Genomic DNA, 12,745 nt, shown 5'->3' on the forward strand with positions numbered 1-12,745 from the left:
GGGGGTTGTGTGCCATGGAGTGGCTCATTCCGGTTGTGATCATCGTCGCGGTGCTGGTAGTCATCGGCATCTATCTCTGGGCGACGTACAACTCCTTGGTGCAACTGAAGATTCGTGTCGATGAGGCATGGAGCGGCATCACGGTGCAACTCAAGCGACGTGCAGACCTGATCCCGAATCTCATCGAGACGGTCAAGGGGTACGCCTCACACGAGAAGGCCGTCTTCGAGAACGTCACGCGCGCCCGCGCCGAGACGCTTTCAGCGGGGAGTCCCGGCGAGGCCGGCATCGCCGAAGGACACCTGCAGCAGGCACTGAAGAGCCTGTTCGCGGTGGCTGAGGCCTACCCGCAGTTGCAGGCGAGCCAGAACTTCCTTCAGGTGCAGCACGCTCTCGTCGACACCGAAGACAAGGTGCAGGCCGCTCGTCGCTTCTACAACGGTGGTGTGCGCGAGCTGAACACGAAGATCAGGGTCTTCCCGAACAACCTGTTCGCCCGTGGACTCGGCTTCACCGAGCGGGAGTTCTTCGAGGTCGCCGACAGCGCTGCGATCGCCGAGCCGCCGCGCGTACAGTTCTGACACGTCACGACCTTCAGCGCTTCACCACACCGACAACACGATGTCGTCTGCCGTGAACGTGACGTCTCCGCGCAGCGCCCAGTTCACCGTGCGGTAGCTCAGGGTCTTCGTTGAGCCGTCGAGCGCGATTCCGGTAATCGTAGCGACGAGCGTGCCGCCGCCGGCCTGAAACGTTGTGGGTGTGAGTGCGAGCTTCGGTGTCTGCTCAATGCGGTAATTGATCCCGCTCAGCGTGGCGAAGTCGGCAGCCCACGGAATGCTGATGCCACAGGATGCTCGCACCTCTGCTGCCGCCTGTGTGCAGGTCGCCAGATATTCGTCGAGCTGTTCCTGCGCGGCGGTGGTTGCTGCGGGCTGAAGTGTCGCCTCGAGAGCCACGTCCTGAGCGCTGCCAGGCAACACCTGGATCACCGTGCTGCCTTTTAGGAACTCGGCAGGGGTCGCGACAACCTCGTATTCTGCCGGCAGCAGCGCGATCGTGGCATCCGGTGTGAGCAGCGCGGCGCCGATCCCGGCTGGTGCGTCGACCTGGACGGTGCCCAACGCCGTTGCCGCATCCGGCACCCACTGCCCGGAGTCTTGGATCATCGTGATCTCGGCGTCGAATTTCTCACCTGCAAGTGCGTACGAGACCTGGACGACCGTCGAGGAATCGGTGGCCGCAGAGGACTTAACGGCAACATCACTGAGGTGATTGCGCGCAGCGGCGAAGGCGGCTGCCGCTTCTGTCGAAACCTCGACGCCGGTGGCTTCGAGGGCCGCCACATCGCTGTTTTCTAGCGCATGCAAATACGCCAAGGCTTGATCCTCGGCGCCGCTGGCTCGGGGGATCAGCAGCACTGCGGCACCCGCGGCTACGACGAGCACGGCTGCGGCTCCCGCGATCCAGTAGGTGCGGCGTCTCATATGGATCCTTCGCGGACGTGAACATGCCGCTGCACGTCACCGCGGGAGATGTGCAGGGCTCCTGCCACCGAGTTCGCGGCGTCACCCCATCCGGACACGGAGACGTTCTCCAAACCCTGCCAGAGGGCTGCCAGGGCGAGCTCGCGGGCGATGGGCTCGGCGTCTTCCGCCCGCGCCTGCGGCTCCCACCAGGCCGACTGCACTTGCAGTGTCGACGAGGCGCGGTCGGCCTTCAGATCTACTCGGGCGACGATCCGATCGCGACGAGCACGGGAAGTGAGTAGTAACCGTAACGACGCTTGTGCGCGGGAACGTAGATTTCGATGCGGTAATCGAGGTCGAAGGCGCGGAGCGCCCTCTCGCGGAACCAGACCACCGGGTCGAACGGAGTGAGGATTGCCGCGGCATCCACTCGTCGGGGCAGAACCGCATCGCGATGCAGCCAGGTGGGCACCGGGCGCCCGCCGCGTTCCCAACCGCGCACCTGCACCGGCTGCAACTCCTCCGAATCGACGAGGTCATTGATCGCCCGACGGACGGCCTGACGATCGCGGATCCGGTAGTAATCGGCGAGGTCAGCCTCGGTCGCAACTCCCGAGGAGCGTGCTGCACGGCGAACCAGCTCGCGGACCGCGTCGTCTCGGGGAACGATCCGTTCGCGAACCTCCGTGGGGATCACCTGTTCTTCGAGCGCGTAGTGCCGCTCAAATCCTCGGCGCCCGCTGATGGCGACATCTCCGATGCGCCAGAGGTACTCGAGAGCGAGTTTCACCTCGTCCCAGTCCCACCAGGTGCCGCGCTCGCGGGGTGCGTCGGCGCGCAGCTGCGCTGGTCGCAGGGTGCCACGGGCACGCAGCTCGTCTTTCACCCACGCGACAGTGCGGGTATTTTGGCTCAGCCATGACTCGGGGTCGGACTCCCAGCGCCTGCGGAAATCATCCATCCGGAATCGCCACAGTGACCAGTCCTCAATCGGCACGAAGGTCGCCTCGTGGGCGAGGTACTCCACGTAATGAGTGGTGCGGGAGAGGAATACCCGATCAAGCAGTGCCGGGTCATACGCACCCAGCCGGGAGAACAGCGGCAGGTAGTGGCTGCGGGCGAAGACGTTCACCGAGTCGATCTGCAGTACGCCGAGGCGCTCCATCGCGCCGTGCACGTGCCGAGCCGAGACCTCGACGGTGGGACGCCGACGAGTGAACCCTTGGGCCGCCAGCGCGACACGACGAGCCTGCGCAGCACTGAGAGTCTCGGACACCTCGTCAGCGTATCGCCCGGCTCCGACACGGCCGTCCTGAACCACAAACTAGAATGGCGGAATGACGGATGAGAAGCGCCCACGCAAGCGTGACCTTCTGTGGGGCGGGATGTCGCTAGAGCGCACTGTTTCCACCCCGACTGACCACGCCGTGCCGTTCTCGCTCCGCGTTGCCGCCGGGTACGCGTGGCGCCTGCTGCTTATCGCCGCTGCCGTAGGCGTGATCATCTGGATCATCATCCAGCTGAAGCTTCTCGTCATCCCCCTTCTCGTCGGCATTCTCATCACCGCACTGCTGTGGCCAGCATTCGAGTGGATGCTGCGCAAACACTTCCCGCGCTGGCTCGCGATCGTGATCGCGCTGCTCGGCACGCTGGCGATCGTCGCGGGACTCGTGTGGCTCGTTGCCTGGCAGGTCTCGCTCGAGTGGTCTCAGGTGCAGACTCGATCGCTTGAGGCGGTCGATGAGTTCCGTAAGTACCTCACCAACGGGCCGCTGCATCTGTCGGAGACAGATATTCAGCACTACATCGATCAAGGGTTCACCCTGATTCAGGAACAGGCCCAGTTGCTGTGGTCCGGTGCCCTTGCGATCGGCACGACCTTCGGGCACGTTGCTGTCGGTGCACTTCTCACTGTCTTCATCCTCATCTGCCTGCTCGCTGACGGTGGCGGCATTTGGGGTTGGGCGACGAAGCTGTTCCCGAAGGCGGCACGGCCCGCGGTCGATGCCGCAGCGCGCAATGGCTGGCGGACGGTCGTCAGCTACGCGAAGACCCAATTGCTGGTCGCGACGATCGACTCCATCGGCATCGGTCTCGGTGCCTTCCTGCTCGGCGTCCCGCTGGCGATCCCGGTCGCGGTGCTGGTGTTCCTTGGGGCGTTCATCCCGATCGTTGGTGCGGTGGCGACCGGAGCGGTCGCCGTCTTCCTCGCGCTCGTCTACAACGACCCATGGAATGCGCTCTGGATGCTGGTCGTCGTGATCGGCGTGCAACAGCTCGAGGGCCACATCCTGCAGCCGATCCTGATGGGATCTGCCGTGAAGGTGCACCCGCTCGCTGTGGTGCTCGTGGTTGCTGGCGGCTCGATGATCGCCGGAATTCCCGGCGCGCTGTTCGCTGTACCGCTTGCCGCCTTCGTCAACGTTGTCGCGGTCACGCTCAGCAGCGGTTCGTGGAAGACCGGTGGGAAACCTGCCGGTGATTTGATCTGGAGTACAGTGCCGCGCGAGCGGCAACGGAGGAATACATGAGTGCAGTCCCGAGCCTGGCCGAGTTCGAAGAAGCCGCACGGGGGCTGGAACGTGTAATTTCGCACACGCCGACGCTGCCGTCTCGCGCACTGTCGGACATCCTTGGTGCTCCCGTGGTGCTGAAGATGGAGAACCTCCAGCGCACCGGCTCGTTCAAGATCCGTGGTGCAGCGTATCGCCTGTCGCAGCTCACCGCCGAAGAGCGCGCGCGCGGTGTGGTGGCAGCATCCGCTGGCAACCATGCGCAGGGCGTCGCGCTCGCAGCTCAAGCGCTCGGCATCCCCGCGACGATCTTCATGCCGCTCGGTGTTCCGGTGCCGAAGTTGCTCGCCACCCGCGGATACGGCGCAGAGGTCGTGCTGGAAGGCGAGACGGTTGCCACGTCGTTGCGCCTCGCCGCGGACTTCGCCGAGCGTACCGGGGCAGTGATGATTCACCCCTTCGATCACCGTGACATCGTGATCGGCCAGGGCACGCTCGGTCTCGAATTGATTGAGGATGCTCCAGACGTCGACACAATCCTCGTCGGAATCGGCGGTGGCGGTCTCATCGCCGGTGTCGCCACCGCGGTAAAGGCTATGGCGGCGAAAGCAGGGCGCACCGTGCGCGTGATCGGTGTGCAGGCCGAGAATGCTGCCGCGATGGCGCCGTCACTCGAGGCGGGGCATCCCGTCGAAATCGAGACCCACCCGACGATCGCCGACGGCATCCTGGTGTCGAAGCCCGGTGCGGTGCCGTTCGAGATCATCAAGGATCTCGTCGACGAGATCGTCACTGTCACCGACGATGACATCGCGCGGGCGATCCTCATCCTTCTCGAGCAGGCGAAGGTCGTCGTAGAACCGGCGGGCGCTGTTGGCGTCGCCGCGATCCTCGCCGGCAAGATCACTGCAACCGGCAAGACGATGGCTGTGCTCTCCGGCGGCAACATCGACCCGCTGCTGCTGCAGCGCGTCGTGTCACACGGGCTCGCGGCATCCGGACGCTATCTGACGATCCGCATTCCGCTGCCAGATCGTCCAGGTCAGCTCGCTAGGGTCTCCGAGCTCGTCTCGCAGGCAGGGGCGAACGTGATGGAAGTCATGCACACCCGTCACGGTCAAGGCCTGCAGATCAGCGAGGTGATCCTGCAGATGAGTATCGAGACTCGAGGAGCAGAGCACACCGAGCTGACGCTCGACACGCTTCGCCACGCCGGATACGACCCGAGCGTCGTCCCGGACTGAGCTCGCAAGAGACAGCCGACGGGAAAGGTCCAGGCGCCTCAGCCGGCGTAGGTGTCGACCTTTGTGACCTCGACCGAGATCGACTTGCCGTTCGGCGCCTCGTAGCTGGTCTTCTGACCGATCTTGAGGCCGAGGATCGCCTGGCCCAGAGGACTGGCCTCACTGTAGACGTCGAGGTCGCTGTTTACTGCGATCTCGCGGCTGCCCAGCAAGAAGACTTCTTCGCCGCCGGCGACAAGAGCGGTAACAACGGTGCCAGGTTCGACGATGCCCCGGCTGGCGGGCGCTTCGCCGACCTTCGCGGTCTTCAGAAGCTGCTCCAGCGTGCGAATGCGCGCCTCCTGCTTGCCCTGCTCGTCCTTGGCCGCGTGGTAACCGCCGTTTTCCTTGAGGTCGCCCTCTTCGCGGGCCGACTCGATGCGCTTAGCAATCTCGTCGCGGCCGAACGTCGAAAGGTGATCGAGCTCAGCGACGAGTCGATCGTAGGCTTCCTGCGTGAGGAACGGTACCTGAGCGTCTGTGGACACAGCCTGCTCCTTTGTCGAACGCCCTTCAGGGCGGTGGGGATATGCCAAGACGCCCCGGCAATGGGCCAGGGCGTCGGTTGTCTCAGAGGAGTCTATGCGACCCAGCAGGTGTTCACCAAACCTGTGGTGGCCTCGGCGACTGTCGCAATGGTGGCGCTCAGCTGCTGAATATGGCCCTCGCCGGGCGGGATCTCGACGATCTTCCAACCGACGATTCCGAACTCCTCGTCGAGCGCCTCGAGCGCACAGGTGACGGCGACGCCCTGCTTGCCGGCGATCTGAAAACGCACCGTGACAGTGTGGGCATCGACCACTTCGTAGCCGAGATCGTCGGCATCCACAGAGTTCATCGACTGTGAGACCGTCATCCAGCTGAAGATGAGGACCACGATCAGGGCGATGGCGCTGCCGACGATCCACGGCGTCCGCTTGTCGCGGGTGCGGCCGTATCGCTCGTCTAGCTCAAGTGCTGTCGTCACAGGGCGGGGCTTTCGGTCGTTAGGCTGGTAACTCCAGGTTATGCGAACTGCGCAGGAAAGGCTGACACATGCTCGTGCTGTTCGGGACAGAGACTCCGATTCCGACGCCGTCGATGACCGTCGACCCTAACTCCGTCACTCCGGGCCCTGCCGGCTTCATCGTCGTCGTGATCGTCGTGATCGCGCTCGTGTTGCTCATCTGGGACATGAACCGTCGCGTGCGCCGCGTGCGTTACCGCGGAGAGGTTCGCGAAGAGTTGGATGCTGAAGAAGCCGCGCGTGCGACTGCCGAGGAGCCGGATGCCGCGGCGTCCGCCGATCCGAACGTCGATGACGCGGCGGCCGATGACGAGACCCCTCCCGCGGGTCCCGTTCGCTGAGCCTGCCGACGCGGCTGAGCCTGTCGACGCGTCAGTGCATCGTCATGCCGCCGGTGACATTGAGTCCTTGGCCGGTCATGTAGCTCGCGAGGTCACTGGCGAGGAAGAGGGCGACGCCCGACACGTCCTGTGTCGTTCCGGTGCGGCCTAACGGCACCTGCGAACGGTCCTCGGCGGCAACCTCGTCGGCGGTCATGCCGCGGATCGCACCGCCCTCGATGCGCTCGCGATGCTTCATCGGCGTCTCGATGATGCCGGGGCAGATCGCGTTCACGGTGATGCCGCGGGGAGCGAGCTCGACCGCCATCGTCTTCGTGATGCCGAGGACTGCATGCTTTGAGGCCACGTATGCGGTCATACCGCGGTAGCCGTTCTTGCCTGCCTGCGATGAGATGAAGATGATGCGTCCGGTGAGGTCGGCCTCGACCAGACGGCGCGCGACGCCTCTGGCCACGAGGAACGAGCCCTTCGCGTTCACATCGAGATTGCGATCCCAGTCTGACCCGGTCGTCTCGGTCGAGAAACCCATCGTCGAGGTGCCTGCCGCGGTCAGGACCACATCGACGGTGCCAACCGTCTGTGTGATGGCATCCAGAACGCCCTCCACCGCCGTCTCGTTGCTCACGTCGAGACGCACCGTCCAGCGTCGTTCACCTGATTGCTTCAGCCCCTCATCGAGGCTCAGATCGGCGCTGATGACCGTTGCGCCCTCGGCGAGGAACGCATCGACGATCCCGGCGCCGATCCCACTGGCGCCGCCGGTGACGAAGACGACGCGACTGCGGAGTTCGTCGAACATCAGACGCCGACGCGCTCGAACGCGTCGAGGCTGAGGCCCTGCTCGAGGATGCGCTTTGACCATTCACGTGCGCTGTGCAGACTGTGGTCGCGGTAATTGCCGCAGCTGATCGCGTCGACGCCCGGGACGTCATCCCACGTGGCCTTTTCTGCGATGAACGTGAGCCCGGCGCGGACAGCAGCGACAACATCGGCGACGCTCGGCTCGCCCCAGGCGATCAGGTGGAATCCGGTGCGGCACCCGAACGGGGAGATGTCGATGACGCCGTCGAGATGATCGCGCAGGATGCTGGCGAGCACATGCTCGATCGTGTGCAGGCCGGCCGTGGGGATTTCGCCCTCGTTCGGCTGCACGAAGCGCACATCGAAGTTCGAAATCGCGTCGCCCTTGGGCCCGTGCTCCACCGCGATGCGGCGAATGTAGGGGGCAAGTACGGCGGTGTGATCGAGGGCGAAGCTTTCGACGTCAGCCATGATGATCTCCTATCTGTTGGGCGTCAGCCGGGTAGGCCGAGCGACGGTGAGTACGGCGCGATCGAAATGAGCAGGCACGCCACCCAGTGGCAGAGGAAGGCGAGCACCGTGCAGAGGTGAAAGATCTCGTGGAAGCCGAAGCGGCCCGGCCACGGGTTCGGCTTCTTCATCGCGTACACGATGGCTCCGCCGGTGTAAAGCAGCCCGCCGACGCAGACCAGCACCATCATCATCACGTTCGCATTCAGCAGGTCAACCATGTACATCAGAGCTGCCCAGCCGAGCACGAGGTAGAGGGCGACGTAGAGCCATCGCGGTGCGTTGATCCAGAACACTCGAAACAGGATGCCGAGAAGAGCGCCGCTCCACACCAGAACGAGCAACAGCGAACCCTTGTCGGGAACAAGCGCATTGACAGCGAGGGGAGTGTAGGTACCGGCGATGAGCAGCAGGATGTTCGCGTGATCGATGCGCTTGAGTATCAGTTTGGTCTTCGGTGACCAGTCGATGCGGTGGTACAGCGCGGAATTGCCGAAGAGCAGCAAGGAGCTCGCCATGAACACGGCGGCTGCCCACTTCGCTGGCGCACCATCGGCGAGCACGATCAGTACAATCCCGGCGACAATGGCGACCGGGAAGGTGCCAGCGTGCAACCAGCCGCGCCAGGTCGGCTTGATCTCGATGGCGGCATCGACTACCGCTGCTTCGTGCAGTGGAAGCTCGGGGACCGAGGCGGAATCAGCGTCAGAAGTGCTCACCTACTCACTCTAAACTGACCCTTATGTCGTTCCACGTACGTATCCAAGATCCACGGTCTGCTCACACCGCAGTCGACTGCGGCGCGGTAGCGTAGGCACGTGAATGCACGCGTGAGCGAGGGTCGGGGGCTGCTGTACCGGCTCTACGGCAAGAGGCTCCGGCGACAGCTCGATCCGGCATCGGTGCCGCATCATGTCGCGATGATGATCGACGGAAACCGTCGATGGGCCCGACAGCTCGGCCTCGATTCACCCGCTGACGGCCATCGGGCCGGTGCGGCCAAGATGCGCGAGTTCCTGAGCTGGTGCGATGACATCGGCGTCCGAGTCGTGTCGCTGTACCTGCTCTCCAGTGACAACCTGCGAAAGCGTGACTCGCAGGAGATCGCCGATCTCATCGAGATCATTGCCGAGCTTGCCGAGGCGCTCTCCCACGAGGCGGACTGGCGGGTAAAGCACGTCGGTCGTTCCGACATCTTGCCCGAAGAATTGGCACGCGTGCTGCGTGACACCGAAGAGCGCACCAAAGGGCACGCAGGTCTGCACGTCAATCTTGCCGTCGGATACGGCGGACGCAACGAGATCGTCGATGCGGTGCGTTCGATCATCGCCGAGCACGACGCGTCTGGCGGCACGCTCGAAGATCTCGCCGCGCACCTCACCCCGGAGATGATCGGCGAGCACCTCTACACCGGTGGCCAGCCAGACCCAGACCTCGTGATCCGCACCAGCGGCGAACAGCGACTCAGCGACTTCCTGCTCTGGCAGAGCGCGCACAGCGAGTTCTACTTCGTAGAGGCGCTCGGCCCGGATCTTCGCCAGGTCGACTTCCTACGGGCAATCCGTGATTTCGTCGACCGTGATCGGCGCTTCGGGCGCTGAGGCCGCCTCCCGTCTCGCGTCTGGGCGAGGTTTCTGGGAAGTTCACCAGCGGTTAACCCGGCGTGTTGCGTGTCGCTCACAGCGCGTTGCCGTGCCGGTCGTAGCTTCGAGTCATCGGGCATGGTGCCCGTTCGAGTCGGCCTTCTGGATCACGACTCGTGGCCCCTTGGTCGACTCGTGGCATAGCCGGGAATCATCCCGGGTCGGGAGTGGGTCGTGACCACACGTACAGCACAGCAGTCCACCCGTCAGGTTTCGCGTCGGGCATCCTCAGGGAAGCCAGACCAAGACCTCCGCACCTATGTGCTTGACACTTCGGTGCTGCTGTCGGATCCTCAGGCGTTCTTCCGCTTCGCCGAACACTCGATCGTTCTTCCGGTCGTAGTGATCACGGAGCTGGAGGGCAAACGTCACGATCCGGAGATCGGCTATTTCGCCAGGCAGGCGCTCCGGCACCTCGACGAGTTGCGCATCGAGCATGGTCGTCTCGATTTCCCCGTGCCGGTCGGCGAGGGCGGCACGCTCCGAGTGGAGCTGAACAATACCGACGGCTCCGTTCTGCCGAGCGGCATCCGTCTGGGTGACAACGACAGCCGGATTCTGGCTGTCGCCATGCACCTTTCGCAGGACGGGCAAGACGTCACGATCGTCTCCAAAGATCTGCCGATGCGCGTGAAGGCTGCGTCCTTGGGCCTGATAGCCGAAGAGTACCTCGCCGAGCAGGCCGTCGACTCTGGCTGGACCGGTATTGCCACGCTCGACCTTTCTGGCGATGAAATCAGTGACCTTTACGAGAGCGAGGTCGGCCTCAGCGAAGACGCCCGCGGATTCCCGGTGAACACTGGCCTCATCATCCACTCCGAGCGGGGCTCAGCGCTTGGCCGGATGACCGGGGAAGGCGAGTACAAGCTGGTTCGCGGCGATCGCGATCTCTTCGGCATGCACGGACGCTCGGCCGAACAGCGCATCGCGATCGATCTGCTGACCGACCCTGACGTCGGAATCATCTCGCTGGGCGGACGCGCCGGCACCGGAAAGTCGGCGCTCGCACTGTGTGCCGGACTGGAAGCGGTGCTCGAGCGTCAACAGCAGAAGAAGATCATCGTCTTCCGGCCGCTGTTCGCGGTCGGCGGGCAGGAACTCGGATACCTCCCCGGTGACCAGGCCGAGAAGATGGGGCCGTGGGGGCAGGCGGTGTTCGACACGCTCGGTTCGGTGGTCTCGGGCAATGTCGTCGAAGAGGTTATGGAACGTGGCATCCTCGAGGTGCTGCCTCTGACGCACATCCGCGGTCGATCGCTGCACGACGCGTTCGTGATCGTCGATGAGGCCCAGTCGCTCGAGCGCAACGTGCTGTTGACGGTGCTGAGTCGGATGGGACAGAACTCCCGAGTCGTACTCACCCATGACGTCGGTCAGCGCGACAACCTGCGCGTCGGCCGTTACGACGGCATCGCTTCGGTGATCGAGACGCTCAAGGGACACGACCTGTTCGGCCACGTAACGCTGATGCGCTCGGAGCGCTCGGCCATCGCGGCGCTGGTCACGGAACTGCTGGAGGGCGGAGAGCTCAGCTGAGGGCGGCTGGGCGTTGCGCCTGTCGGAGGTTGTTGCAGATGTCGGAGTTACTCGACGAAAACCTCCGACAGGCGTGACAACCTCCGACCAGTGCAACGCTCACGCATGGTCGCGTAGGCGGTTGAGAGCGGCGAGGATCGCGGCCTGAACAGTCGGCCAGTCGTGGAGGATCTGCGCGTAGTCGAAGCGCAGCGTCTCATATCCACGAGCGGATGCCGCGGCATCCCGCACTAGATCCTTGTGGCGGTTCTTCTCCGAAGCGTGATTCTCCTTGCCGTCTGCCTCGAGTATCAAGCGGCCTCCGATGACGAAGTCGACCTTGCCTACTCCGCTGATCACGACCTGGCGGTCCAGCTGGATGCCGAGGATGTGCAAGCGGAGCCGCAGAAGCGACTCCAGCCCGCTGTCGGCGTCGGCGCGTGCAAGGTCGACGAGCCACCGTGCGGATGCGGGTAACGCTGCACGAATGCGGGAGCGGGCTGCGCGGGACAGCAGTCGGAGTCTCCACGCGGACTCGAATGCGGCGAAAAAGGCCTCGCCGCCCTGGCAGCGGTACAGGTGTTGCAGTGCACGCTCGAGTGAAGCCCTACCGAGTGGTGGGTCTCCTCGGTAGTAGTGACTGACGCATGTGCAGTTCGTATGCTCGCGTGCTCGCCCCGACGGGCCCATCCAGATGTGCGGTTCGGTGCCCTCGTGCAGAACCCATACTTCGTGCGTGCGCAACGCCGAGGTGCAGGTGAGCGCACCGCCGTGCGCAATGGCTTCGCGTACCGGCGGCATCAGTTCTGGCACGGCGAAGACGCCGGAACGGATGCGTTCGATCGTTCCTTTCGCAACGAGGCGAGAGAGTGCCGTGCGCGAGATGCCGTACTCCTGCAGGCGAGAGCCGAGGGCTACGCCGCCGAGTTTCGTGATGAGCTGTGCGGGATCGATCATCGTTCCAGGGTTACTGGAACAGGCGCCCAGCAGTGGCCACTGCCGCCAATTGTGGAGAGAATCGTCAGATCTCTGATTGTGGAGAAGGACTGGCCGCGTGACGCCTTGCGGAGCATGTTGCGTCCGTCGGAGCAATCGTGGCAGGACCTCCGATGTCCGTCACACACTCCGAGGAGCGGAACATTCAAGTGTCGTCAGTGCGCCGATACGATGAACGGATGCCTGGATCACCCGACCTGCCCGTACCCGACCTGCCCGTATCCGAGTACGCATTCGCGGGGCCGCTGCGCGATCAACTCGTTGGCGCGATTCTGAGCGGCGAGAAAACCTCGACGACCTCACTTGTCGCGGGGTACGAGCTGGACGACGAACCTCTTCCCGCCGTCGGCGACCGCGCCGTCGTGATCGACTCTGCCGGTGCGCCGGTGTGCGTCGAAGAGATCACGGATGTGCGTGTGGTGCGGCTCGGAGATGTCGACCTCGAGCACGCGATCGCAGAAGGCGAAGGTTTCACGACTGTCGACGGATGGCGCGTCGGTCACGAGGAGTTCTGGCACAGCTCGGAGTTCCGCGAAGAAATGGGCGACCCGGAGTTCACCGTCGACGACAACACTCAGATCGTGCTCGTGAGGTTCAAAGTCGAGCCGTTGCCGGCCTGATTCCGCCCAGCATCCGGCAAAAATACCCCGATCTGCGGAGCCGGTCCC

General features: G+C 64.1%; 16 protein-coding genes. 7 read left to right on the forward strand and 9 right to left on the reverse strand.

The window, feature by feature from the left end:
- Window positions 1-14 precede the first annotated feature (14 nt).
- Window positions 15-581, forward strand: coding sequence for a LemA family protein (locus tag DC31_RS03950; protein ID WP_036277230.1), 567 nt, complete (start codon window positions 15-17; stop codon window positions 579-581).
- 21 nt (window positions 582-602) lie between these two features.
- Here DC31_RS03950 and DC31_RS03955 read toward each other — a convergent pair whose 3' ends face one another.
- Genes DC31_RS03955 through DC31_RS03960 form a run of 3 tightly spaced genes read right to left on the reverse strand, consistent with a single transcriptional unit; the run spans window position 603 to window position 2,745 of the window.
- Window positions 603-1,487, reverse strand: coding sequence for a hypothetical protein (locus DC31_RS03955; protein WP_036277232.1), 885 nt, complete (start codon window positions 1,485-1,487; stop codon window positions 603-605).
- Window positions 1,484-1,690 (reverse strand): hypothetical protein, encoded by a 207-nt coding sequence (locus DC31_RS20140; RefSeq protein ID WP_327036805.1) that lies wholly within the window; start codon window positions 1,688-1,690, stop codon window positions 1,484-1,486. The genes DC31_RS03955 and DC31_RS20140 overlap by 4 nt, the downstream gene beginning before the upstream one ends.
- 35 nt (window positions 1,691-1,725) lie before the next feature.
- Window positions 1,726-2,745: a winged helix-turn-helix domain-containing protein gene (locus DC31_RS03960; protein WP_327036806.1), complete on the reverse strand. Its 1,020-nt coding sequence runs from the start codon at window positions 2,743-2,745 to the stop codon at window positions 1,726-1,728.
- Between the two features lie 61 nt (window positions 2,746-2,806).
- On the opposite strand from DC31_RS03960, the gene DC31_RS03965 reads away from it, so the two are divergent.
- Together DC31_RS03965 and ilvA are read left to right on the forward strand one after the other, a co-directional pair.
- A complete protein-coding gene (locus DC31_RS03965) occupies window positions 2,807-4,000 on the forward strand; it encodes an AI-2E family transporter (RefSeq protein ID WP_081813710.1) in 1,194 nt (397 codons plus the stop codon).
- Window positions 3,997-5,226, forward strand: a complete 1,230-nt coding sequence (ilvA, locus tag DC31_RS03970; RefSeq protein WP_036277234.1) for a threonine ammonia-lyase — start codon at window positions 3,997-3,999, stop codon at window positions 5,224-5,226. The genes DC31_RS03965 and ilvA overlap by 4 nt, the downstream gene beginning before the upstream one ends.
- Window positions 5,227-5,264: 38 nt before the next feature.
- Here the strand turns inward: ilvA and greA are convergent, their stop codons facing one another.
- Entirely contained in the window at window positions 5,265-5,753 is a 489-nt protein-coding gene (gene greA, locus DC31_RS03975; RefSeq protein WP_036277237.1) for a transcription elongation factor GreA, read from the reverse strand.
- A gap of 92 nt (window positions 5,754-5,845) precedes the next feature.
- Window positions 5,846-6,232 carry a DUF4307 domain-containing protein gene (locus tag DC31_RS03980; protein ID WP_036277242.1) on the reverse strand — a complete coding sequence of 129 codons (387 nt, stop codon included), beginning with the start codon at window positions 6,230-6,232 and terminating at the stop codon, window positions 5,846-5,848.
- 68 nt (window positions 6,233-6,300) lie between these two features.
- Between DC31_RS03980 and DC31_RS03985 the strand changes: the two genes are divergently transcribed.
- Window positions 6,301-6,612: a hypothetical protein gene (locus DC31_RS03985; RefSeq protein WP_036277245.1), complete on the forward strand. Its 312-nt coding sequence runs from the start codon at window positions 6,301-6,303 to the stop codon at window positions 6,610-6,612.
- 31 nt (window positions 6,613-6,643) lie between these two features.
- Here the strand turns inward: DC31_RS03985 and DC31_RS03990 are convergent, their stop codons facing one another.
- Genes DC31_RS03990 through trhA form a run of 3 tightly spaced genes read right to left on the reverse strand, consistent with a single transcriptional unit; the run spans window position 6,644 to window position 8,642 of the window.
- Complete coding sequence (locus DC31_RS03990) at window positions 6,644-7,411, reverse strand: SDR family NAD(P)-dependent oxidoreductase (RefSeq protein ID WP_036277247.1); 768 nt, start codon at window positions 7,409-7,411, stop codon at window positions 6,644-6,646.
- Window positions 7,411-7,884 carry an S-ribosylhomocysteine lyase gene (locus tag DC31_RS03995; protein ID WP_036277249.1) on the reverse strand — a complete coding sequence of 158 codons (474 nt, stop codon included), beginning with the start codon at window positions 7,882-7,884 and terminating at the stop codon, window positions 7,411-7,413. The genes DC31_RS03990 and DC31_RS03995 overlap by 1 nt, the downstream gene beginning before the upstream one ends.
- A 23-nt stretch (window positions 7,885-7,907) precedes the next feature.
- Window positions 7,908-8,642: a PAQR family membrane homeostasis protein TrhA gene (trhA, locus tag DC31_RS04000; RefSeq protein ID WP_051606391.1), complete on the reverse strand. Its 735-nt coding sequence runs from the start codon at window positions 8,640-8,642 to the stop codon at window positions 7,908-7,910.
- Between the two features lie 99 nt (window positions 8,643-8,741).
- On the opposite strand from trhA, the gene DC31_RS04005 reads away from it, so the two are divergent.
- Both DC31_RS04005 and DC31_RS04010 read left to right on the forward strand, forming a co-directional pair.
- Window positions 8,742-9,524 (forward strand): isoprenyl transferase, encoded by a 783-nt coding sequence (locus DC31_RS04005; protein ID WP_036277252.1) that lies wholly within the window; start codon window positions 8,742-8,744, stop codon window positions 9,522-9,524.
- A gap of 303 nt (window positions 9,525-9,827) precedes the next feature.
- Window positions 9,828-11,102, forward strand: a complete 1,275-nt coding sequence (locus DC31_RS04010) for a PhoH family protein (protein WP_036277253.1) — start codon at window positions 9,828-9,830, stop codon at window positions 11,100-11,102.
- Window positions 11,103-11,201: 99 nt separating this feature from the next.
- On the opposite strand, the gene DC31_RS04015 is transcribed toward DC31_RS04010, so the two are convergent.
- Entirely contained in the window at window positions 11,202-12,038 is an 837-nt protein-coding gene (locus tag DC31_RS04015; protein ID WP_081813711.1) for a DUF559 domain-containing protein, read from the reverse strand.
- Between the two features lie 218 nt (window positions 12,039-12,256).
- Between DC31_RS04015 and DC31_RS04020 the strand changes: the two genes are divergently transcribed.
- Window positions 12,257-12,697: an ASCH domain-containing protein gene (locus tag DC31_RS04020; protein ID WP_036277628.1), complete on the forward strand. Its 441-nt coding sequence runs from the start codon at window positions 12,257-12,259 to the stop codon at window positions 12,695-12,697.
- Window positions 12,698-12,745: the final 48 nt, after the last annotated feature.

Origin of the sequence: Microbacterium sp. CH12i, from assembly GCF_000685355.1 — a bacterium.
GTDB lineage: Bacteria > Actinomycetota > Actinomycetes > Actinomycetales > Microbacteriaceae > Microbacterium.

Bases quoted from the DNA above. Each gene is read 5' to 3' on its own strand.
- DC31_RS03965 (WP_081813710.1), top strand. From the start codon at position 2,807: ATGACGGATGAGAAGCGCCCACGCAAGCGTGACCTTCTGTGGGGCGGG.
- DC31_RS04015 (WP_081813711.1), bottom strand. From the start codon at position 12,038: ATGATCGATCCCGCACAGCTCATCACGAAACTCGGCGGCGTAGCCCTC.
- DC31_RS03985 (WP_036277245.1), top strand. From the start codon at position 6,301: ATGCTCGTGCTGTTCGGGACAGAGACTCCGATTCCGACGCCGTCGATG.
- ilvA (WP_036277234.1), top strand. From the start codon at position 3,997: ATGAGTGCAGTCCCGAGCCTGGCCGAGTTCGAAGAAGCCGCACGGGGG.
- DC31_RS04020 (WP_036277628.1), top strand. From the start codon at position 12,257: ATGCCTGGATCACCCGACCTGCCCGTACCCGACCTGCCCGTATCCGAG.
- DC31_RS03955 (WP_036277232.1), bottom strand. From the start codon at position 1,487: ATGAGACGCCGCACCTACTGGATCGCGGGAGCCGCAGCCGTGCTCGTC.
- DC31_RS03990 (WP_036277247.1), bottom strand. From the start codon at position 7,411: ATGTTCGACGAACTCCGCAGTCGCGTCGTCTTCGTCACCGGCGGCGCC.
- DC31_RS03950 (WP_036277230.1), top strand. From the start codon at position 15: ATGGAGTGGCTCATTCCGGTTGTGATCATCGTCGCGGTGCTGGTAGTC.
- DC31_RS03995 (WP_036277249.1), bottom strand. From the start codon at position 7,884: ATGGCTGACGTCGAAAGCTTCGCCCTCGATCACACCGCCGTACTTGCC.